This window comes from Streptomyces sp. NBC_00986 (assembly GCF_045162565.1).
Classification (GTDB): domain Bacteria; phylum Actinomycetota; class Actinomycetes; order Streptomycetales; family Streptomycetaceae; genus Streptomyces.
Genome location: NZ_CP108733.1, coordinates 10,852,899 through 10,875,199 on the forward strand (window position 1 = coordinate 10,852,899; position 22,301 = coordinate 10,875,199).

The window sequence follows — 22,301 nt, forward strand, 5'->3', positions numbered from 1 at the left end:
TGGCCCCGCCTCGGGTGACCCCCGGCCGGTGACCTAGCGGAACACGTTGTCCGCGTCGTCCCAGCCCGCGAGCTGTTCCTCCGCCGACTGCTGCGGGACACGCGCGCGTGCCTGGTACATCGCGTCGATCTCGAACGCGTAGTGCCGCACGATCGCGTCCCTGCGCAGCTTCATCGACGGTGTCAGCAGCCCGCCCGCGACGTCGAACGGATGCGGGAGCACCCGGAACACCCGGATCGACTCCGCGCGCCCCACGGGGCTGTTGGCGGCCGCCACGGCCCGCGTGATCTCCTCCCGCAGCGCGTTCTCCTCCCGCGCCTCCCGGCCCCGCGCGTCGCTCTGCAGCGCGAGACCGGCCCGCCAGTGCGCCACGAACTCCGGGTCCAGGGTGAGCAGCGCCCCCACACAGGGACGGTCGTCGCCGACGACCACCGCCTGATGGATCAGCGGATGCATCCGCAGCCGGTTCTCCAGCGCGGCCGGCGCGACGCTCTTGCCGCTGCTGGTGATGATGATGTCCTTCTTGCGGCCGGTGATCGTCAGATACCCCTCGGTGTCCAGCCGCCCGATGTCCCCGGTCGCCAGCCAGCCCGCGTGCATCGCGGCCCGGGTCGCCCGCTCGTCGTTGATGTAGCCCTGGAACACCGAGGGCCCGTGCACCAGGATCTCCCCGTCCTCCGCCACCCGGATCTCCGTGCCCGGCAGCGCCTGCCCCACCGTGCCGATCTTCTCCCGGCCCAGCGGCTGCATCGTGATCCCGCCGGCGGTCTCCGTCAGCCCGTAGCCGTCGTGCACGAGGATCCCCATGCCCGAGTAGAACAAGGACAGTTCACGGTTGAGGGGTGAGCCGCCCGACGTCGCGCGGACCACCCGGCCGCCCAGCGCAGACCGCAGCTTGCGGTACACCGTCCGCTCGAACACGGCGTGCTGGAGCCGCAGATCGAAGGCGGGACCCGAGCCCCGGCCGAGTCTCTGTCTCTCCTCGGCCGCGGCGAACTCCCGCGCGGTCGACGCGGCCCGCTCGAACAGGGCGCCGCGGCCCGTCTGTTGGGCCGTACGGAGAAAGTTCTTGTAGATCTTCTCGAAGATCGACGGCACCGCGTACAGGTATGTGGGCCGGAACGTGCGCAGCGCCGACACCAGCGCCGCCTCGGTCATCTCCGGCTCGTGCGCCATCAGCCAGCCGCCGCGCATGCACAGCCCCTGGATCATCAGCCCGTACACGTGCGAGAAGGGCAGGAAGGCCAGCACGGCCGGCTGTTCCCCCGGCGGGGCCGCCGTGTGCGACCAGCCCGCGAGCAGCGTGTCGCACGGGCTGGCGAGACTGCGGTGGCTCAGCGCGCAGCCCATGGGGCGGCCCGAGGTGCCCGACGTGTAGGCGATCACCGCGGTCGAGTCCGGCATCACGATCCGGCGCAGCGAGTCCACCGTGGTCTGCGGGATGTACGTGCCGCGCTCGACGATCTGGGCCAGCGCCCCGGAGTCCAGCTGCCAGACGTGCCGTAGCAGCGGCAGCGCGGCACACACCGTGCCGACGGTCATGATGCCCTGCTCGTCCTCCACGACCACGGCCACACAGTTGGCGTCCCGCAGGATCCACTCGACCTGCTCGCGCGAGGACGTCGGATGCACCGGCACGACCTCTGCGCCGACCGCCCACAGGGCGTGGCTGAGCACGGTCCACTCGTAACGGGTACGGGCCATGATCGCGACCCGGCTGCCCGGCGATATCCCGGAGGCGATCAACCCCTTTGCCAGATCGACGACTTCGTCCCGCAGCTCTACGGCCGTCACCTCCTCCCACGCCGTGGAGGTCGGGTCCGGCTTGCGCGCGATCAGGGGGAGGGTGGGCTGGAGGACCGCGGTCTCGAAGATGCTGTCGGCGAGGCCGCCGTTGAAGGTGGAGGTGGGGGGTGGAGCGACGGCGAAGTCGCGCATGCGCTGCTCCTGGGTTGTACGGGGCGTGACTCTGCCGATCATTACTGTTATCGACGGTGCTCGAATGTAGCCCAGGTGTGAGCGTTTGGTGTGGGGAACCGGGAAGTGCCCTTGCGGAGTTTGATGGTTGAGTGGGAGCGACCTGACAAAGCGGGGGGTACGAGGACATGAACGCGGTGGATCTCGGCGAGTTGAGGGCACGGGACTTCGGTTATCTGGACGCCGAGGGGCACACCTATCTCGACTACACGGGCGCCGGACTCGCCCCGGCCTCCCTGGTCCGGGCCAGCGCCGAGCGCATCACCGGACGCGTCTTCGGCAACCCCCACTCGGAGAGCCCCGCCTCCCGCGCCTCGGGCGACCTGCTCGCCCGGGCCCGCGCCGCGGTGCTACGGCACTTCCACGCGGACCCCGCCGAGTACACGGTCGTGTTCACCGCGAACGCGACGGCCGCGCTGCGCCTGATCGGCGAGTCCTACCCGTTCGCCCCCGGCGGCCGACTCGTGATGCTCCTCGACAACCACAACTCCGTGAACGGATTACGCGAGTACGCGCGAGCAGGCGGCGCGAAAACGGAGTATGTCCCGGTCCACGGCCGGGAGTTGGCGATCGACGAGGAGCGACTGCGCACCGCGCTCAGTGCCCGCAGGCGCCGCCGCGGACGCGGACTCCTCGCCTACCCGGCCCAGAGCAACTTCACCGGCGTACGGCACTCCCTGGACTGGATCGCCACGGCCCACGAACACGGCTACGACGTCCTGCTGGACGCCGCCGCGTTCGTGCCGACCAACCCCCTCGACCTGTCCCGCCACCACCCGGACTTCACCGTGGTCAGCTGGTACAAGGTGTTCGGCTACCCCACCGGCATAGGCAGCCTCGTCGTCCGCCGCGAGGCCCTTGCCCGGCTGCGCCGCCCCTGGTTCTCCGGCGGCACCATCTACGCCGCGAGCGCCCAGGCACAATGGCACGTCCTCGCGGACGGCGAGGCGGCCTTCGAGGACGGCACCGTCAACTTCCTCTCCATACCCGACATCACGGCCGGCCTGGACTGGATCGACACCATCGGCATGAACCGTGTCCACGACCACGTGACCCGCCTGACCGCCCAACTCCTCGCTGGCGTCGCCGAGTTGCGCCACACCGACGGCACCCCGATGACCCGGGTCTACGGCCCCACCGACACCGGCCCCACCCGTGGCGGAACCGTCGCCCTCAACCTCCTCGACGCGGACGGCCGCGTGATCGACGAACGCGTCGTCTCCCAGGACAGCGCCGACCACCGCATCTCCCTCCGCTACGGCTGCTTCTGCAACCCGGGCGCCGGAGAAGCCGCGTTCGCCCTGCCGTTGCACAGCCTGCGCTCGGCGGCCCGCAGACCGCTGGGCTCCCTGGAGGAGTACCTGGACGTCCTGGGGCTGCCGTCCGCCGGCGCGGTCCGGGTCTCGGTGGGCGTCTCCTCGCAGCCCAGGGACGTGGAGACGTTCCTGGAGTTCGTCGCGGACACCTACCGCGACCGCGTACCCACGGTGGCCGGCCTCGCCGACCGGGCGGGCTGCTGAACGACGGACCGGCGTCTCACCGCCCGGTACGGGCCGCGGCCACCCCCTGACGGCACTTGCGCACCAGCACCGCCCAAGTCGCCGCCAGGAACAGCACGGTGAACCCCGCGAGGATCAGCCAGCCGCGCCCCGCCGGATGCGCGAACGAGTCGCCGTACGAGCGCAACAGCGGTGGTCCAGCGGGGGAGTTGCCGTCGCGCCACAGACTCTCCAGGCCGATCGCGCCGCCCAGCGCCTCGAAGGCCCAGCGGTTGGTCATCGCCCAGCTGATCGCCTGCCCGGCCGCCGCCATCCGTGGCACCGGCACGAAGGCTCCCGAGAACAACACCTGCGGGAAGCAGAGCAGCGGCAGCATCAGGGTCGCCTGGCCGGGATCAGTGACCGCGGCCGACGTGAGCAGCCCCAGGGCGAGCGCGGCGGCCGAGGCCAGCACACTCGTGAGGAACAGCGAGCCGTACGTGTCCCAGCCCGCCGCCGGCAACCGGTCCAGCGCGCGCAGCACCGCCAGCAGCAGCGCGTCCGCCGCGGCCAGTACCGGCAGGACGGTGGTCAACTTCGAGGCGACGTACGGCCCGATCCGCACCCCGGCCAGCCACTCACGGCGCAGCACCGCCAACTCCGCGCAGATCTGCAGCAGTCCGTATGTCAGCCCGAAGAAGAACGCCCCGAACGCGATCCAGAACATGATCATCGCCGTGGACCCCGGATCGGGTGCCGCCGGGTCGAACGCACCCGCCCGGAACAGCACCGCGAACATCGCCACGATCATCACCGGCGACCCCACGAACACGGCGACCGACAGCCGGTTGTGCACCAACAGCGCCGTCGTACGACGGGTCAGCAGCGCCCACTGACGTACGGCGCCGACGCGCCGTGGACGGTGCGCGACAGGCGCCGGGGCCGGTTTCGTACGCTGCACCGGGGCGGCCCGCTCGGCACGCTTCCCTTCCGCCACCGCCGCGTACACGTCCTCCGCCGTCTCCGCTCCGAACGCCCCGAGCAGCGCGTCCGGCGCCCCCACGAAGGCGACCGCCCCGCCCGGCGACAGGAACACGACCTGATCGCAGCGGGGCAGATCGGCCAGGACGTGGGTGGTGAGGACGACGGTGGTCCCGGACTCGGCGAGGGCGCGCAGGGTCGCCAGCAGCGCGGCGCCCGTCACCGGATCGAGCCCGGACGTGGGTTCGTCGAGGAAGAGCACCCTGGGCCGGGTCAGCAACTCGGCGGCGATACAAGCCCGTTTGCGTTCCCCGCCGCTCAACGCGCGCACCGGTGTGTCCGCGCGCTGGGCAAGACCGAGGACGTCGAGCACCTCCGTTACCCGCGCCGAGACCGTCTCGCCCGGCATCCTCAGCCGTCCCGCGTACTCCAGCGTGCGCCGCAAGGGCAGCTCGCGGTGGATCACGTCCTCCTGCGGCACGAACCCGAACTCCGGTCCCGGCGGAACGGGTTGGGCCCCGTCGTGCCGTACGTCCCCGATGGTCGGGCGCTGCAGTCCCGCGAGAGTCTGCAGCAGCACCGTCTTGCCCGCGCCGCTGCTCCCCGCGATGACCGTCAGCCGCCCGGCCTCGACCTCGAAGGACACGTCGTCCAACACCCGCCCGGCGCCGCGCACTTCCTGCGTGACGGCCCGCAACTCAAGGTGCAGGCCGGTTACTTGGGCGGTATCGGGGGGAATCGGCGTCGGCATGGGAGCAGCATGTCACCCCGGTGTCAGCCACACCGTCGCGAGGGGCGGGAGCGTGAGCCGGATATGCCCGTCCTCCGGTTTGATCGGGTCGGGGTTCCTCACATCGCTGCCGCCGTAGCGCGCGGAGTCCGTGTTGAGGGTCTCCTGCCAGGCCGGGATCTCGTCGGGGACGCCGAGACGGTAGTCACCGCGCACGACGGGGGAGAAGTTGCTGACGGCGAGGAGCGGGGAGCCCTCCGCGTCGAACCTCAGGAACGCGAAGACGTTGTCCTCGGCCGCGTCGCCCATCACCCAACGGAAGCCGCCGGGGTCGGTGTCGCGCTGCCAGAGGGCGGGGGTCGCCCGGTAGGCGGTGTTGAGGTCGCGGACGAGGTCCTGGACGCCGCGGTGATCGGGCGCGGCCTCGTAAGCGGGGTCGAGCAGCCACCAGTCGGGGCCGTGGGATTCGGACCACTCGGCGCCCTGGGCGAACTCCTGGCCCATGAAGAGGAGTTGCTTGCCGGGGTGGGCCCACATGAATCCCAGATACGCACGGTGGTTGGCGCGTTGTTGCCACCAGTCGCCGGGCATCTTGGACACCAACGCCTGCTTCCCGTGGACGACTTCGTCGTGGGAGATCGGGAGGACGTAGTTCTCGCTGTACGCGTAGACCATCGAGAACGTCATCTCGTTGTGGTGGAACTTGCGGTGCACGGGCTCGTGCGACATGTAGTCGAGCGAGTCGTGCATCCAGCCCATGTTCCACTTGAACCCGAAGCCGAGACCGCCGGTGTCGGTCGGCCGCGTCACCCCGTCCCAGGCGGTGGACTCCTCGGCGATCGTCACGACTCCGGGCACCCTGCGGTACACGGTCGCGTTCATCTCCTGGAGGAACGCCATCGCGTCCAGGTCCTCACGCCCGCCATGGACGTTCGGGGTCCACTGGCCCGAGTCGCGCGAGTAGTCGAGGTAGAGCATCGAGGCGACCGCGTCCACGCGCAGACCGTCGATGTGGAACTCCTGGCACCAGTAAACGGCGTTCGCCACAAGGAAGTTGCGCACCTCGGTACGCCCGAGGTCGAACTCGTACGTCCCCCAGTCCGGATGCTCGGCCCGCCGCGCGTCCCCGGGTTCGTACAGCGGCTCCCCGTCGAACCGGGCCAACGCCCAGTCGTCCTTGGGGAAATGCGCCGGAACCCAGTCCATGATCACGCCGATACCGGCCTGGTGGAACGCGTCGACGAGGAACTTGAAGTCGTCCGGGGTGCCCATGCGGGAGGTCGGCGCGTAGAAGCCGGTGACCTGGTAACCCCAGGAACCGCCGAAGGGATGCTCGGCCACCGGCATGAACTCGACGTGGGTGAAGCCCAGTTCGTTCACATAGGCGGGGAGTTCGACGGCGAGCTGACGGTACGTCAAGCCCTGTCGCCAGGACGCCAGGTGGACCTCATAGACGGAGAACGGCGCCTCGTGGACCGGGGTCTCCGTCCGCCGGGCGAGCCAGGCCTCGTCACCCCACTTGTAGTGCGAGGCCGTCACGACGGACGCCGTGGCGGGCGGCACCTCCGTACGGCGGGCCATTGGATCGGCCTTGAGGAAACGCTCGCCGTGCCGGGAGGTGATCTCAAACTTGTAGCGTGCGTCCTCGCCCACACCCGGCAGGAACAGCTCCCACACACCCGACGAACCGAGCGACCGCATCGGGAAGGCCGTACCGTCCCAGGAGCTGAACTCCCCGGCGACACGCACCCCTTGGGCGTTCGGCGCCCACACGGTGAAGCGGGTACCGGCCACTCCGCCGTGCGTCATCGGCTCCGCGCCGAGCGCCTTCCACAGCTCCTCGTGGCGCCCCTCCTTGATGAGGTGCAGGTCGAGCTCGCCGAGGGCGGGGAGGAAACGGTACGGGTCGTGGACCTCGTGTTCGTCGCCCTCCGCGTACGACACCAGCAGCGTGTACGCCGGGAGCGCGTCGAGCGGGAGCACGGCGGAGAAGAGGCCGCCGCCGTCCGAGGCGAGCGCGCTGCGCGTTCCGTCGATCACGACGCTCACGGCACGGGCGTACGGACGCAACGCCCGGAAGACGATCCCACCCGGCACCGCATGCGCGCCGAGCAGCGCGTGCGGGTCGTGGTGGGCACCGGAGAGGAGGCGGTCGCGGTCGGCGGGGTCCAGCGGGGCGGATGCCGTGGGGCCGGCCGTGCCCAGAGGAACAGGATCGGTCGTGGGCGAGGCGGCCGCGTGCGGGGAGGCGGCCGCGGGCAGGCCCTCGTGCGCTCGGCCGGCGGTCGTGGGCGAGTTGTTCGTCTTCGGCGCTTCGGTCACGGTCCGGTCGGCGGTCTCCGGTGAGCCGGGCGCGGCCGGGGCCCGGGTGCCCGGTGCGGGGAGTCCGCTCGGTTCGCCCGTTCCCGAGCCGGCTGTCGTGGGCGAGCCGTTCGCCTTCGGTGCCTCGGCCACGGTCGTCCGGTCGCCGTTTTCCGGCAGGCCGGGCACGGCCGAGCCCCGGGCGTCCGGTGTGGAGGGCCCGGTCGGTTCGGCCGTTTCCGGGGCGGCGGTCGTGGGCGGACCGCCCGCCTCCTGAGGTGAAGTGTCGCGCAGGGCCACGGAGTTCAGCCTCCTCGGACGGCGAGACGCTCGATCGCCGCCATGGGTACGGGAAGCCAGTCCGGACGGTGTCTGGCCTCGTACAGCACTTCATACACGGCGCGGTCGGTCTCGTAGGCGCGCAGCAGGGCGTGCTTGGTGCGGGGGTCCCAGCCGGCCCGGGCCGCATAGCCCGCGCAGAAGGCCTCCCGGCAGCGGCGTGCCCACTCCGGGCGCCAGGGGCGGCGCTGTCGTGCCGCGTAGTCGAAGGACCGCAGCATGCCGGCGATGTCCCGCACCGGGGACTGCGCGCTGCGCCGCTCGGCCAGCGGCTTGGACGGCTCGCCCTCGAAGTCGATGACGAACCAGTCGCGGCCGGCCCGCAGTACCTGGCCGAGATGCAGATCGCCGTGGATGCGCTGGGCGGGCGGCCCGGCATCGCGGCCGACGAGCGCGCCGAACGCGGTCCGCAGCCCCGGCACGAACGGCCGCAGGGCGGGCACGGAGTGCGCGGCTGCCTCCAGCCGCTCGGTCATCGCCGCCGCCGTACGGTCGTTCTCGGCGAGGGGACGGCCGTCGGACGGAAAGGCCGCGGCCAGCGCGAGATGGACATCGGCGGTCGCCTGCCCCAACTCGTAGGCCTCCGTGGTGAATTCGTCACCGGCGGCGAGTGCGTGCAGCGCCAGCGCCCAGCCGTCGGAGGCGTCCGGCAGGAACGGCTGGAGCACGCCGAGCGTCGCGGCCCGCGGCTCCGCCGTCCGGAACCACGCCACCGGCGCCGGGACCCGCTTGCAGCCCTGCGCGGCCAGCGCCCCCGGCAGTTCCAGGTCCGGATTGACGCCGGGCTGGATACGCCGGAACACCTTCAGGATGAACCGATCGCCGTACACCAGCGAGGAGTTGGACTGCTCGGCGCCCAGCAGCCGAGGCGTGAGTCCGGCGGGCACGGACACCGACGGGTCCGCCTCGAAGTGCAGGGGACCCGTCGTACCCGGATGCCGCAGCCGCTCCAGCAACAGCTCCGCCGACCGCGGATCCTGTAGCGCGTCGTAGACCGCGAGACCCGCCAACCGACCTTCCTGCACACGCCCGATGTACGCCCGGGCGAGGCGCGGGGAGACGTGGTCCCGTACGCCGAGCAGGAGTTGATAGCAGTCGCCGGGCGGGGGAGTGCCACCCGGCGAGGGCACCGGCGTATGCGAGGCGTGGACCAGCACGTGCAGGCAGCCCGGGAAGAGTTCGGTCGTGGACAGCACGTCGAGGTCGGCCACCGGCCGGTCCTTGCCGGCGAACCAGCGCTGCCCGGGCAGCCATTCGCGCAGCAGCCCGGCGAGCGTGGCCGGAGGCCTGTCGACGCCGGGGCTGCTCAGTCGAAGCGGTGCGGTCTTCGGCATGGTGACGCGTCCTTTCGCCGGCACATCCTCAAAGTCGTCGGCCGATGCGGGGAGCGGCTCGCGGGAGCCGGAACCAGTAGAAGCCGTGCCCCGCGAGCGTCAGCAGATACGGCAGTTCACCGATGGCCGGGAACCGCACCCCGCCGATCAGCTCCACGGGATGCCGGCCGTCGAACTCCCGCAGATCGAGCATGGTGGGCTGCGCGAACCGCGAGAAGTTGTGCACACACAGGACGAGGTCGTCCTCGTACTCGCGCAGGAACGCGATCACCGCCGGGTTCGACGACTGGAGCTCCGTGTACGAGCCGAGGCCGAACGCCGGGTTCTGCTTACGGATCTCGATCATGCGGCGCGTCCAGTGCAGCAGCGAGGAGGGCGACGACATCGAGGCCTCGACGTTGGTGACTTGATAGCCGTAGACCGGGTCCATGATGGCCGGCAGGAAGAGGCGGCCCGGGTCGCAGGAGGAGAAGCCCGCGTTCCGGTCGGGGGTCCACTGCATGGGGGTGCGGACGGCGTCGCGGTCGCCGAGCCAGATGTTGTCGCCCATGCCGATCTCGTCGCCGTAGTAGAGGATCGGCGAACCGGGCAACGACAGGAGCAGGGCCGTGAACAGCTCGATCTGATTGCGGTCGTTGTCCAAGAGGGTCGCGAGGCGCCTGCGGATGCCGATGTTGGCGCGCATGCGGGGGTCCTTGGCGTACTCGGCCCACATGTAGTCGCGTTCCTCGTCGGTGACCATCTCCAGGGTCAACTCGTCGTGGTTGCGAAGGAAGATGCCCCACTGACAACCCGAGGGAATCGCGGGGGTCTTGGCAAGAATTTCGGACACGGGGTAGCGGGACTCACGGCGCACGGCCATGAAGATCCGTGGCATGACGGGGAAATGAAATGCCATGTGGCACTCGTCCCCGCCGCTCTGGTAATCGCCGAAGTAGTCGACGACGTCCTCGGGCCACTGGTTCGCCTCCGCCAGCAGCACGGTGTCCGGATACATCGCGTCGATCTCCCGGCGGACGCGCTTCAGGAAGTCGTGACTGGCGGGCAGGTTCTCGCAGTTGGTGCCTTCGGCCGCATAGAGATAGGGGACGGCATCGAGGCGGAAGCCGTCGATGCCGAGGTCGAGCCAGAAGCGGAGGGCGGCCAGGATCTCTTCCTGCACGGCCGGGTTCTCGTAGTTGAGGTCCGGCTGGTGGGAGAAGAAGCGGTGCCAGAAGTACTGCTTGCGGACGGGGTCGAAGGTCCAGTTGGAGGCTTCGGTGTCGACGAAGATGATGCGGGCGTCGGGGTACTGCTTGTCGTCGTCGGCCCACATGTAGTAGTCGCCGTACGGCCCGTCGGGGTCTTTTCGGGACTCCTGGAACCACGGGTGCTGGTCGCTGGTGTGGTTCATGACGAAGTCGATGATGACGCGCATGCCGCGTTGGTGGGCGGAGTCGACGAACTCGACGAAGTCGGCGAGGTCGCCGAATTCGGGGAGTACGGCGGTGTAGTCGGAGACGTCGTAACCGCCGTCGCGGAGTGGGGATTTGAAGAAGGGTGGCAGCCAGAGGCAGTCGACGCCGAGCCACTGGAGGTAGTCGAGTTTGGCGGTGATGCCCTTGAGGTCACCGACGCCGTCGCCGTTGCTGTCCTGGAAGGAGCGGACCAGGACCTCGTAGAAGACGGCGCGTTTGAACCACTCGGGGTCCCGGTCCTTGGCGGGAGTGTCCTCGAAGGTGTCGTGGACCGGTTCGTTGACAGTCATGAAGCTCTTGACCCTCCGCTCTGTGTGGACCGCCGGACGTGGAACACGTGCGCGGGAGCCCGGCCGGGTTCGAGACGCACATAGTTGGTCCTGCCCCACTGATAGGACTCACCCGTCAGTTCGTCGTACACCGACATGGATTCGTTTGGTTCCAGGCCGAGTTGCGGCATGTCCAACGAGACCGTGGCCTCCTGGGTGTGGCGCGGATCCAGGTTGACGACCATCAGAACCGTGTCCACATCCGTGGTCTTGCTGTACGCGATCAGCGCGTCGTTGTCCGTCCGGTGGAAGCGGAGATTCCTGAGCTGGTGCAGCGAGGGGTGACGGCGCCGGATGTCGTTGAGCTCGCCCAGCAATGGCGCGATGCTACGTCCTTCCCGCTCGGCGGACTCCCAGTCACGCGGGCGGAGTCGGTACTTCTCCGAGTCGAGGTACTCCTCGCTGCCCGGCCGGAGAGGGGCGTTCTCGCAGAGTTCGTAGCCACTGTAGACACCCCATGTCGGGGCGAGGGTGGCGGCCAGTACCGCGCGCAGTTCGAAGGCCGGCCGGCCGCCGTCCTGGAGGAACTCGTGCAGGATGTCCGGGGTGTTCACGAACAGGTTCGGCCGCATGTAGGCAGCCGCCTCACCGGACAACTCGCTGAGGTATTCGGTGAGTTCCTGCTTGGTGTTGCGCCAGGTGAAGTAGGTGTACGACTGCTGGAACCCGATCTGCGCGAGGGTGTGCATCATCGCGGGACGGGTGAACGCCTCGGCCAGGAAGATGATGTCGGGGTCGGTGCCGTTGATGTCCGCGATCACCCGCTCCCAGAACACGACGGGCTTGGTGTGCGGGTTGTCGACGCGGAAGATCCGCACGCCGTGGTCCATCCAGTGCCGCAGCACCCGCACGGTCTCCGCGATGAGCCCGTCCATGTCCCGGTCGAAGGCGATCGGGTAGATGTCCTGGTACTTCTTCGGCGGGTTCTCCGCGTAGGCGATCGTCCCGTCGGGGCGGTGGTGGAACCACTCCGGGTGCTTCTCCACCCACGGGTGGTCCGGGGAGCACTGGAGCGCGAAGTCGAGCGCGATCTCCATCCCCAGCTCTGCGGCCCGGGCGACGAACGCGTCGAAGTCCTCCAGCGTGCCCAGCTGCGGGTGGATCGCGTCGTGACCGCCCTCGGGGGAGCCGATGGCCCAGGGGACGCCGACGTCTTCGCGCCCCGCGGACAGGGTGTTGTTCGGGCCCTTGCGGAAGGTCGTCCCGATCGGATGGATCGGCGGCAGGTACACGACGTCGAAGCCCATCGCGGCGATGCCGTCCAGGCGTTTCGCCGCTGTGCGGAACGTGCCGTGGGGCTGGGCCGGGGTGCCTTCGGAGCGCGGGAAGAACTCGTACCAGGCGCCGTAGAGGGCCCGTTCCCGCTCGACCACCAGAGACCTGGGCCCGGAGACCGTCACCAACTCCCGCAAGGGATACCGCTCCAGCACTTGGTCCACGCCCGGCGTCAACGCGGCCACGAACCGCGTCCCCACCGGCAGTGTGTCGTCGCGCAGTGTCTCCGCGGCGGCCAGCATCGTGGCGCGGGCCGGTTCCTCGGGGGCCCCGGTGGCGGCTCGGGTGTACAGCTCCGCGCCCTCCTCCAGCATCAGGCCGATGTCGATGCCGGCCGGGATCTTGATGCGGGCGGCCCGGCGCCAGGTCGCGATGGGGTCGCCCCAGGCCTCCACGACGTAGGACCAACGGCCCGCCGCGTCCGGAGTGACCTCGGCGCCCCAGCGGTCGCTGCCGGGGGCGAGTTCGCGCATCGGGGTCCAGGGGCCGGGGCGGCCGTCCGGGTCGTGGAGCACGACGTTGGCGCCGATCGTGTCGTGGCCCTCACGGAAGACGGTGGCGGTGACCTGGAACGTCTCGCCGACCACCGCCTTCGCCGGGCGCGCGCCGCTGTCCACGGACGGGCGTACGTCACGTACCGGAATGCGGCCGATGCCTGCCGGGGTCGCGTTCATGGGTCTCACCTCCGTCGTGCCGGAGGCCGGGCTGTTCGCCCGGCCGTGGATGCTGGCTGCGCCGGAAGGGGGACTACCTTCCCGCAGGGGAACGTTCATCGACCGCGACGGGCGGCCCGCGGTGCACGACGGCCGCCGTACGGGGGCGGGCGTTCTGCTCCTGCTGGTACGTGCCCTGGCTGCCGCGCAGAAAGCGCTCGGCGGCTTCGGCGGCCTCGCGCGCGCAGCGTTCACCCATCAGCACGCACAAGGTGTAGCCCGAGTCCTCGAAGGTGGCCCGTACCGTCCGGTCGCCCGGCGATGCGAGCATCACGCGTTCCCACGCCCGATAGCGCCGGAGTTGGCGGGCGACTTCGGCTTTGGCGGGTAGCAGCATGGCGCCGTTCACCTTTCGCCTCGGCGGACCGCGGTTCCCGACCGTCGGGTGGCGGCCGTACCCGGAGCGGCATGGCTCCGTCACGGCAGTCGAGGCTTTCACTCATGGTGCACAGGTGATGACCCAGCGTCTTGTTGGTTCTTCAACTACCTCACCCGTCGCTCGTGTTGCACGAATGGCCTAGCGCTCGCACAGTGGAGCTGACTCAGAAGCGATCAGTGCTCACGCTTCGTGTTCGGGGCCGGGCCCCGCAGGGGGCAGAGGCGGAGCGAGAGTTCCGCCGGTGAGGAGCCAACGAAGATGAAGACCGCAGTGCCGTGCTACTACCACCTCGATGTGGACGTCAGTCAGGAACGGGTCGGGCAGGTCAGGCGGATTCTGGCCGCGCACCTCCGGCTGTGGGACCTGGAGATCCTCGTGGAGCCCGTCTGTCGCGGCGCCGAGCTGCTGCTGCGGGCCATCGACGAGCACGCCACGGACAAGCAGACGTCCATAGAGCTGTGGTGGAACGGCCAGCACCTGATCACCGCCATCGGCGACAACGACCGCGATCTGCGCCCGGACCTGGAGCTGCGCGCCTGCCTCGCCCGGATCGCCGCGATGAGCGACGGCTGGGGCTGCTGCGCCACCGACACCGGAAGCAAGGTCATCTGGTTCTCGCAGCGCGCCCGCAGCGGCGAACGCGTCCCGCGCGTCCCGAGGACGCCCGCGCCGCGGCTGCGGGAGACGCTTCGACTTCCCCGCGAGGTGCCGGCCGCCCTGCCGGTCCGTCCGGCGCACGGCGTCCTGGAGGACGCCAAGTGACCGCGCGCCCGTCCCGGAAAGGGGTGCCCGTCTGGAACGGGCACCCCTTTCCCCTGGGGGCCGCGTACGACGGGACGGGCACCAACTTCGCCCTGTTCAGCGAGGTCGCCGAACGCGTCGACCTCGTCCTCGTCGGCGACGACGGCCGGCACCGCGACATCCGGCTCACCGAGGCCGACGGCTTCGTGTGGCACTGCTATCTGCCGGGCATCGGGCCGGGGCAGCGCTACGGCTACCGGGTGCACGGTCCATGGGCTCCGGCCCTCGGACACCGCTGCAATCCGGCGAAGCTGCTCCTCGATCCGTACGCCCGGGCGGTGGACGGCCAGATCGACAACGACCCCTCGCTGTACGAGCGTTCGGCCGGACCCGCCCCCGGCGACAGCGCCGGGCACGGCATGCTCGGCGTGGTCACCGACCCGGCCTTCGACTGGGGCGACGACCGCCCGCCCCGGCGCTCGTACGCCGACACCGTGATCTACGAAGCCCATGTGAAGGGGCTGACCCGCACCCACCCGGAGGTCCCCGAGGAACTCCGCGGGACGTACGCGGGACTCGCGCACCCGGCCGTCGTCGAGCATCTCGTCCAACTCGGTGTGACGGCCGTCGAGTTGATGCCGGTGCACCAGTTCGTGCAGGACGGTGTGCTCCAGGACCGCGGCCTCTCCAACTACTGGGGCTACAACACCATCGGCTTCTTCGCGCCCCACAACGCCTACGCCGCGCACCGCGAACGCGGGCGCCAGGTCACCGAGTTCAAGTCGATGGTGAAGGCGCTGCACGCCGCCGGGCTCGAAGTCATCCTCGACGTCGTCTACAACCACACCGCCGAGGGCAACGAGAAGGGCCCCACCCTCTCCTTCCGCGGCATCGACAACGCCTCCTACTACCGTCTGGTGGACGGCGATTGGGGCCACTACTACGACACGACGGGCACCGGGAACAGCCTGCTGATGCGGCACCCTTACGTCCTTCAGCTGATCATGGACTCGCTGCGCTACTGGGTCACCGAGATGCACGTCGACGGCTTCCGCTTCGACCTCGCGGCCACCCTGGCCCGGCAGTTCCACGAGGTCGACCGACTGTCGGCGTTCTTCGACCTGATCCAGCAGGACCCGGTGATCAGCCGCGTCAAGCTCATCGCCGAACCGTGGGACGTGGGGGAGGGCGGCTACCAGGTGGGCAACTTCCCGCCGCTGTGGTCGGAGTGGAACGGCAAGTACCGGGACGCCGTACGGGACTTCTGGCGGGGCGGCGAGCACACGCTCGGCGAGTTCGCGTCCCGGCTCACCGGGTCCTCCGACCTGTACCAGCACAGCCGTAGGCGACCGCGCGCCAGCGTCAACTTCGTCACCGCGCACGACGGGTTCACGCTGCGCGACCTCGTCTCGTACAACGACAAGCGCAACGAGGCCAATGGGGAGGGGAATCGGGACGGTGAGAGCACCAACCGGTCCTGGAACTGCGGGGCCGAGGGGGAGACCGACGATCCCGCCGTGCTGGAGCTGCGCGGGCGTCAGCAGCGCAACTTCCTTGCCACGCTGCTCCTTTCGCAGGGCATCCCGATGCTCGGCCACGGCGACGAGCTGGGGCGTACCCAGCGCGGCAACAACAACGCCTACTGCCAGGACAACGAAGTCTCGTGGGTCGACTGGGAGTTGAGCGACGAACAGCGTGAACTCGCCGACTTCACGCGGTATGTCATCGGGCTGCGCGCCGCGCATCCGGTGTTGCGCCGGCGCCGGTTCTTCCGGGGCGAGACCGCCGTGCACGCGGGTCAGCCGCTGCCCGACCTGGTGTGGCTGCTGCCCGACGCCCGCGAGATGGCCGACCTGGACTGGCAGCGCTCCGACGCGCACTGCGTGGGCGTGTTCCTCAACGGCGACGCCATCGCCGAACGCGATCCGCACGGCGGACCCGTAGTCGACGACTCGTTCCTGCTCCTGCTGAACAGCTACTGGGAGCCCGTCGGCTTTCGCCTGCCCGACATCGCCTACGGCGAACGCTGGACGACCCTGATCGACACCGCCGAGCCGCAGGGCGGCCCGGACGAGACGGAACACAAGGCCGGCACCGAGATGGCCGTAGAGGCGCGCAGTCTCGTGCTGTTGTCGCGGCCCGCCCGGGAGGAGGGCAGGGTCAGGGGGCGTCGCGGGAGGTGACCGTGAAGCGGGCGCCGTCGGGGTCGCGCAGGACGGCCTCGGTGGCGTTCTCGCGCAGGACGCTGCCGCCGTGCGCCTCCGTGACCCGGGCGCAGGACCTGATGTCCGAGACCGAGAAGTGGACCTGCCAGTTGGGGCGGACCGTCGGGTCGGGAGCCGCCTCCAGGGCGCCCGACTCGATGCGGGCCACGACGTTCCCGCCGCTGCGCAGGACGACCTCGCCGCCCTCGTACTGCACGTCACAGCTCTGCGGGTCCGCCGAGGCCCAGTCGAGGACCTCACCGTAGAAGATCGCCGCGTCGAAGGCGTCGCGGGTGCGCAGCCGGACGAAGGCGGGGGCCGAGCGGCGCCATGTCTCCCAGCCGCGGATGAGGTCGCCCTCCCAGATGCCGAAGGTCGCGCCGTCCCGGTCGCCGAGCAGGGCCGCCCGGCCGGGCGGGAAGGAGAGCGGCCCCACGGCGACCGTGCCGCCGCGCTCCCGGACCCGGGCCGCGGCCACATCCGCGTCGGGCACGGCGAAGTACGGCGTCCACGCCACCGCGACCTGCCACATGGAGGCGACCGCGGCCAGACCGGCCACCGGGATGTCGTTCGCCGTGGCGATCCGGAAGCGGTCGCCGAGACTGGCCGAGCGCCACTTCCAGCCGAAGACGGCCTCGTAGAAGTCCTCGGTCGACTCCACGTCGCGGCTCGTGAGACTCACCCAGCAGGGGGCGCCGAACACCGAACGGGTGGAGACGGCGTCCGGTTCTCCGGGGGACGTTTTCCTGTCGTGGTTCATGGCAGTCGCGTTCCGATCTCGTGGACCGGCGGCCACCGGTCTCCACCAGTGTCCAACCGGAAGCGGCCCCGCTGCCTCCCGAGCCGGTGTCTTGACCATCCTTTTGGGTTAGTTACCTCTGCTAAAGAGGTAATCTCCAGAGTGTGGAGACGGAGAACTTCCCGGAAGAGCTGGCCGACGCGCTCGTCGGTGTCCAGCGGCTGATCCGCAGGCGACTGCGCAGCGAGATGACCCTGCCGCGGCTGCGTGGCGCCGAGGTGGAGCTGCTGCGGCTGGTCGAGGTCCGGCCCGGCATCGGCATCTCGGACGCGGCCAAGGAGCTGTTCCTGGCGAGCAACTCGGTGTCGACGCTCGTCAACCAGCTGGCCCGGGACGGCTTCCTGATCCGCGAGACGGACCCCGCCGACCGGCGCGCCGCCCGCCTCCAGCTCACCGAGACGGCCAAGACCCGCCTCAGCGACTGGCACGAACGGCGCGCGGCTCTCGTCCGTGGCCAGGTGGACCGTCTCGACCAGGCGGACCGGGACGCGCTGCGCGCGGCGATCCCGGCCCTGCGCCAACTGGCCGTCAATCTGCACGAGGAGGCCGAGGAGTCATGACGCCGTCCATCGACGCTGCCACCGACACCGCCACTGACATCGCCACCGGGCGGCCCGCGGCCGTCAGCTGTACCCGGCTCGCCTATTCCTTCGGCGAGACGACCGCGGTCGACGGGCTCGACCTGTCCGTGGGGGAGGGCGAGGTCTTCGGACTGCTCGGCCCCAACGGCGCCGGGAAGACCACGGCGATCCGCTGTATCACCACCCTCCTGCCGGTCCCGGCGGGCATGGTCCACGTCTTCGGCCACGACACGGCCAAGGAACAGATGTCGGTGCGCCGCATGCTCGGCTACGTCCCGCAGCAGCTGTCCGCCGACAGCGGGCTCACCGGACGCGAGAACGTCGCTCTCTTCGCCCGCGTCTTCGACGTGCCGCGCAAGGAACGCGCCGCACGCGTCGCCCAGGCGCTGCGGGCGGTCGACCTGACCGACGCCGCCGACCGGCTCGCCAACACCTACTCCGGGGGCATGGTCCGCCGCCTCGAACTCGCGCAGGCCCTGGTCAGCGCGCCCCGCCTGCTCATCCTGGACGAGCCCACGATCGGCCTCGACCCGATCGCCCGCACGAGCGTGTGGGAGCACATCAACGCCGTGCGCGAGGCGACCGGCATGACCGTCCTGGTCACCACGCACTACATGGACGAGGCCGACCAGTACTGCGACCGTGTCGGCCTCATGCACCGCGGCCGCATCCGCGCCCTGGGCACCCCCGAGCAGCTCCGTGAGGGCCTCGGCGAACGCCGCCGCGCCGACGGAGCGCCCGCCACCGATCCGCTGCCCACCCTCGAGGACGTCTTCCGGGACATAGCCGGCAGCGGTCTCGAAGACCAGTCAGGAGGTTTCCGCGATGTCCGAAGCACCCGCCGCACCGCGAACCGCGTCGGCTGACCCAGCCCTTGAGAACGACCTGAACCTTCTCCTGACCCCGCCCCAACCCCGGGCCGGATGGCGGCTGTTGCCCGCCCGCGTGATCGCCATGTGCGCGGTCGAACTCCAGAAACTCCGCCATGACCGCACCGAGTTGTACACCCGCGCCGTCCAACCCGCCCTGTGGCTGCTGATCTTCGGCCAGACCTTCACCCGCATCAAGGCGATCCCCACCGGCGGCATCCCGTACATCGACTACCTGGCCCCGGGCATCATCGCCCAGTCCGCGATGTTCATCGCCATCTTCTACGGCATCCAGATCATCTGGGAGCGTGACGCGGGCATCCTCAACAAGCTCCTCGTCACCCCCACCCCCCGCTCGGCACTCATCACCGGCAAGGCCTTCGCGGCCGGGGTGAAGTCGCTGATCCAGGCCGTCGTCGTGGTCGTCATCGCGGCGATCCTCGGAGTCGCACTGACCTGGAACCCGCTGAAGCTGATCGGCGTCGGGGCGATCGTGATCCTCGGCTCGGCCTTCTTCTCCTGTCTGTCGATGACCATCGCCGGCATCGTGCTCAGCAGGGACCGGCTGATGGGTTTCGGACAGGCGATCACCATGCCGCTGTTCTTCGGGTCCAACGCCCTCTACCCGGTGGCGATCATGCCGGGCTGGCTGCAGGCGGTGAGCAAGGTGAACCCGTTGAGCTACGAAGTGGACGCGCTACGGGGGCTCCTGCTCGGCACCCCGTCCCATGTGGGCACCGACTTCGCCGTGTTGTTGGTGGCCGCCGCGCTGGGCATCGCCGCCGCTTCCTCCCTGCTCGGACGGCTCGCCCGCTGATCTTGTGGCGGACGTGATGTGCGGCACGCTCCCGACCGGGATTCGATGGCCGGAAAGCGGATTCCTGCTGCGCACGGCTTGATCAGTGATCAAGCGGTCGAAAACGCTGGCCACAGCGCATTCTGCTCATTTGACAGTGCGCTGAGCACACAGATAGGAAGCAGCTCTCTGAGGTCGAGAGGGTGCACTGTGTACGAGCCGAACGTGGTCGGGGACTGGCAGGAGTACGACGAACATGCCGGTCTGCGTGTCCGCGTCCACAGCCTGGCCGCCGCCGAGCCGCCACGCGGACGCGACGATGCCGCCGAAGGGCTGACCTACTTCACGCTCCGTGTCACCGTCGAGAACCGCGGCGCGCGGCACTACGGCATCCACCTGGAGGACGGTCAGATCGACGTCAGGGTCGGCCCCGACGGCGAGAGCGCCTTCATCGACTGGCGCAGCTCGCAGTTCATCGAGGGCTTCGACGTCCATCCGCTGCGCCGTGCCACCGCCGTCGTGTACGCGGCCGGTCCCGAGGCCTCCTTGAAGCAGGTGGACGTACAGGTCCAGCTGCGGGTGGAGGAGGAGTGGACCGAACGGCGGCTGTGGGCGGGCGGCATCGGTCTGTGCGAGGCGGCCGTCGCCGCCGGTGGTGCGGGGCGGGACGGCCTGGCGCACCAGGTGAGCAACTTCCTCCGGGACCAGGCGGAACCCGGCACGCCCTGAAACTCCGGGACCACGCGGAGCCCGGGCGCCCTTGGAGTCTCCCGCCTCAGTGCGGGATGCCGTCGATGATCTCCCGGGCACCCTGCCGCAGCAGCGCCACGGCCACCGAGGTGCCGAGCGTCGCCGGGTCGAGGCGGCCCGCCCACTCGTGGGCGTTCAGCCGGGTCTTGCCGTCCGGGGTGAACACACAGGCGCGCAGCGACAGTTCACCGCTCCGGTCCACCTGCGCGTACCCGGAGATCGGGCTGTTGCAGTGCCCCTGGAGGACGTGCAGGAACATGCGCTCCGCGGTCGCCTCGCGATGCGTCTCCGGGTGACCGAGCCCGCTCACCGTGTCGATGACGTCGGTGTCGCCCTCACGGCACTGCAGGGCGAGGATGCCCGCGCCGATCGGCGGCATCATCACCTCGGGCGACAGCACCTCGCTGATCACGTCACGCCGGTCGATCCGCTCCAGGCCGGACATCGCGACGAGCAGCGCGTCGGCCTCACCCGCCGCGAGCTTCGCCAGCCGCCGGTTGACGTTGCCGCGGAACGGCACGCACTCCAACTCTGGATGCGTGGCCGCGAGTTGGGCGACCCGGCGGACCGACGAGGTGCCAATCCGCGTCCCGGCCGGCAGCTCGTCGAGGGTCAGCCCGCCCGGGTGGACCAGGGCGTCACGGATGTCGTCCCGCTTCAGGAACGCGGCGAACGTCGTACCGGCCGGCAGTGGACGGTCGGCGGGCACGTCCTTCACACAGTGCACCGCGAGATCCGCCACACCGGCGAGCAGCGCGGCGTCCACCTCCTTGGTGAACGCCCCCTTGCCCTCGACCAGGGACAGATCGCCCATCCACTTGTCACCGGTCGTCTTGACCGGCACGACCTGGGTGCGCACCTGCGGATGAAGGACGGCCAACTCGGCGCTCACACGCTCCACTTGGGCCAGCGCCATGGGCGAGTCGCGGGAGACGATACGGATCAGTTCGGGCACGGACATGCGGACACGATAGACCGTCCGGCATGCCCGTGTTGACCGATGGGTACACCTGGCAACAGGTTCAGGCCCGCCCCCGCACAAGGGGCTCACTGATCTCCACGGCCCGCAGAGCGGCGGCGAGAGCCCGCTCGTCCCCGACATCCAGGGCCGTGTCCGTCAACTTGATCACGTGCTCGTCCCCATGCGCCAGGGCCCGCTCCATCACCTCTGCGGCCGTAACCCGCGAGGCCGGAACGTAGTCGATCGCCTCCCTCGGGGCGTACATCGCGGTGACGGCAGCCGACGCCGTCCACGCCGCGTGCAGACTCGGCGCCCACAGCTCGCGGGGGAGCGCGTCCAGGGCGCGCAGCACGGCGTTGGGCGCCGTCGCCGCGTGCACCAGCATGGTCGGCTCCCCGTGCCCGTGGGTGGCGTAACGATGCACGGCCGCACGCACCAACTCGACGAGCCGCTCCCGCGCCACGTCCGGATCGCTCACCTCGCCCGCCCAGACGGGCAGTTGACGTACGGCGTCCAGCCGCGCCCGGAACCCGACCACCCCTCCCGCGATCGGCGGCACGTCATCAAGGGCACCGGCGGCGGTGGGACCGGCGGCCAACTCCGCGATCCCCGACACGGGTTGATGCCGGGCCGCCCAATAGCCCAGCCCGTGAGCGAGTTCGGTAAGCCGGGGTTCGTTCTCCTCGACACCGAGGGCCCGTACGGCATGCCCGACGCGGATGACCGGATGGGTGGCGCCCGCGGCGATCCCGGGCAGCAGCCGCGGCCACCACACGGCCAGCACGTCCTGCCAGGGCCGCTCGGCGAGGGCGCGGGAGAAGTAGCCGATCCAGTCGGCGGCCCGGCGTGAATCCCCCAGCGCGGCAGCCCAGTTGGCGTCTGTGACAGCAGCCACCGGATCGGGGAAGTCCTCCAACTTGTCCCGATAGAGATCGAGCCAGCGATGGACGGCCCCCGCCTGCCCGCGCGCGGCAAGCGCCTCGGCGACCATCGGGGCGTGGTTACTGAGCCACCCCTCGCGCTCGGGCCCGGTGGAGTGCAGCCGTCCGAATGCTTCGTCCAACGTTCCGGTCGTATCCATGCCCAGCACGCTAGGTGCGCGGCCGCGTCCGCAGAACAGACCGGAGGCGGAAGTGGCACCCACCTCCGGTCCTAGTCCCGAGGACCCAAGCGATTCGGGCACGGCCTGGGCGGCGCTCCGTAGGGGCACGGGGAACTGCGCGACCAGCCCCAACGGCGCGGCAGCCGAACGACGACCCGTCGAGGCCCCGCGGTGGAGCCGCACATCCCCCCAACCACCGGAGCGC

Annotated in this window: 17 protein-coding genes; 7 read left to right on the forward strand and 10 right to left on the reverse strand. The window is 70.2% G+C overall.

Annotation, left to right across the window (positions count from 1 at the left end; all coding sequences use genetic code 11):
• Positions 1-33 precede the first annotated feature (33 nt).
• Positions 34-1,938 carry an AMP-dependent synthetase/ligase gene (locus OG504_RS48885; protein ID WP_405995616.1) on the reverse strand — a complete coding sequence of 635 codons (1,905 nt, stop codon included), beginning with the start codon at positions 1,936-1,938 and terminating at the stop codon, positions 34-36.
• A gap of 167 nt (positions 1,939-2,105) precedes the next feature.
• Here OG504_RS48885 and OG504_RS48890 point away from each other — a divergent pair, with 167 nt between their 5' ends.
• Entirely contained in the window at positions 2,106-3,497 is a 1,392-nt protein-coding gene (locus tag OG504_RS48890) for an aminotransferase class V-fold PLP-dependent enzyme (RefSeq protein ID WP_405995617.1), read from the forward strand.
• A gap of 16 nt (positions 3,498-3,513) precedes the next feature.
• Here OG504_RS48890 and OG504_RS48895 read toward each other — a convergent pair whose 3' ends face one another.
• The 6 genes from OG504_RS48895 to OG504_RS48920 all read right to left on the reverse strand — a co-directional run bounded on the left by OG504_RS48895 (position 3,514) and on the right by OG504_RS48920 (position 13,251).
• A complete protein-coding gene (locus tag OG504_RS48895) occupies positions 3,514-5,187 on the reverse strand; it encodes an ATP-binding cassette domain-containing protein (protein WP_405995618.1) in 1,674 nt (557 codons plus the stop codon).
• Positions 5,188-5,199: 12 nt separating this feature from the next.
• Complete coding sequence (gene glgB, locus OG504_RS48900) at positions 5,200-7,371, reverse strand: 1,4-alpha-glucan branching enzyme (protein WP_405996615.1); 2,172 nt, start codon at positions 7,369-7,371, stop codon at positions 5,200-5,202.
• A gap of 401 nt (positions 7,372-7,772) precedes the next feature.
• On the reverse strand, positions 7,773-9,140 hold the full coding sequence (locus OG504_RS48905; protein ID WP_405995619.1) for a maltokinase N-terminal cap-like domain-containing protein: 1,368 nt from the start codon (positions 9,138-9,140) through the stop codon (positions 7,773-7,775).
• Positions 9,141-9,168: 28 nt separating this feature from the next.
• Positions 9,169-10,887 (reverse strand): maltose alpha-D-glucosyltransferase, encoded by a 1,719-nt coding sequence (gene treS, locus OG504_RS48910; protein WP_405995620.1) that lies wholly within the window; start codon positions 10,885-10,887, stop codon positions 9,169-9,171.
• Positions 10,884-12,875: an alpha-1,4-glucan--maltose-1-phosphate maltosyltransferase gene (locus OG504_RS48915; protein WP_405995621.1), complete on the reverse strand. Its 1,992-nt coding sequence runs from the start codon at positions 12,873-12,875 to the stop codon at positions 10,884-10,886. The genes treS and OG504_RS48915 overlap by 4 nt, the downstream gene beginning before the upstream one ends.
• Positions 12,876-12,948: 73 nt before the next feature.
• A complete protein-coding gene (locus tag OG504_RS48920; RefSeq protein ID WP_405995622.1) occupies positions 12,949-13,251 on the reverse strand; it encodes a DUF5133 domain-containing protein in 303 nt (100 codons plus the stop codon).
• 300 nt (positions 13,252-13,551) lie between these two features.
• On the opposite strand from OG504_RS48920, the gene OG504_RS48925 reads away from it, so the two are divergent.
• Together OG504_RS48925 and glgX are read left to right on the forward strand one after the other, a co-directional pair.
• A complete protein-coding gene (locus OG504_RS48925; protein WP_405995623.1) occupies positions 13,552-14,055 on the forward strand; it encodes a pep a2 in 504 nt (167 codons plus the stop codon).
• On the forward strand, positions 14,052-16,217 hold the full coding sequence (gene glgX / locus OG504_RS48930) for a glycogen debranching protein GlgX (RefSeq protein ID WP_405995624.1): 2,166 nt from the start codon (positions 14,052-14,054) through the stop codon (positions 16,215-16,217). The genes OG504_RS48925 and glgX overlap by 4 nt, the downstream gene beginning before the upstream one ends.
• Here the strand turns inward: glgX and OG504_RS48935 are convergent.
• Positions 16,195-16,998, reverse strand: coding sequence for a VOC family protein (locus OG504_RS48935; protein WP_405995625.1), 804 nt, complete (start codon positions 16,996-16,998; stop codon positions 16,195-16,197). The two genes, glgX and OG504_RS48935, sit on opposite strands and share 23 nt — an antisense overlap.
• A gap of 143 nt (positions 16,999-17,141) precedes the next feature.
• Here OG504_RS48935 and OG504_RS48940 point away from each other — a divergent pair, with 143 nt between their 5' ends.
• The 4 genes from OG504_RS48940 to OG504_RS48955 all read left to right on the forward strand — a co-directional run bounded on the left by OG504_RS48940 (position 17,142) and on the right by OG504_RS48955 (position 20,012).
• A complete protein-coding gene (locus tag OG504_RS48940) occupies positions 17,142-17,597 on the forward strand; it encodes a MarR family winged helix-turn-helix transcriptional regulator (RefSeq protein WP_405995626.1) in 456 nt (151 codons plus the stop codon).
• A complete protein-coding gene (locus tag OG504_RS48945; protein WP_405995627.1) occupies positions 17,594-18,484 on the forward strand; it encodes an ABC transporter ATP-binding protein in 891 nt (296 codons plus the stop codon). Before OG504_RS48940 ends, OG504_RS48945 begins: the two co-directional genes overlap by 4 nt.
• Positions 18,444-19,304, forward strand: coding sequence for an ABC transporter permease (locus OG504_RS48950; RefSeq protein WP_390162876.1), 861 nt, complete (start codon positions 18,444-18,446; stop codon positions 19,302-19,304). The genes OG504_RS48945 and OG504_RS48950 overlap by 41 nt, the downstream gene beginning before the upstream one ends.
• Positions 19,305-19,493: 189 nt before the next feature.
• A complete protein-coding gene (locus OG504_RS48955; RefSeq protein WP_405995628.1) occupies positions 19,494-20,012 on the forward strand; it encodes a hypothetical protein in 519 nt (172 codons plus the stop codon).
• Between the two features lie 46 nt (positions 20,013-20,058).
• Here the strand turns inward: OG504_RS48955 and hemC are convergent, their stop codons facing one another.
• Both hemC and OG504_RS48965 read right to left on the reverse strand, forming a co-directional pair.
• On the reverse strand, positions 20,059-20,994 hold the full coding sequence (gene hemC, locus OG504_RS48960) for a hydroxymethylbilane synthase (RefSeq protein ID WP_405995629.1): 936 nt from the start codon (positions 20,992-20,994) through the stop codon (positions 20,059-20,061).
• 61 nt (positions 20,995-21,055) lie between these two features.
• Positions 21,056-22,075 (reverse strand): questin oxidase family protein, encoded by a 1,020-nt coding sequence (locus OG504_RS48965; protein ID WP_405995630.1) that lies wholly within the window; start codon positions 22,073-22,075, stop codon positions 21,056-21,058.
• Between the last annotated feature and the right edge of the window lie 226 nt (positions 22,076-22,301).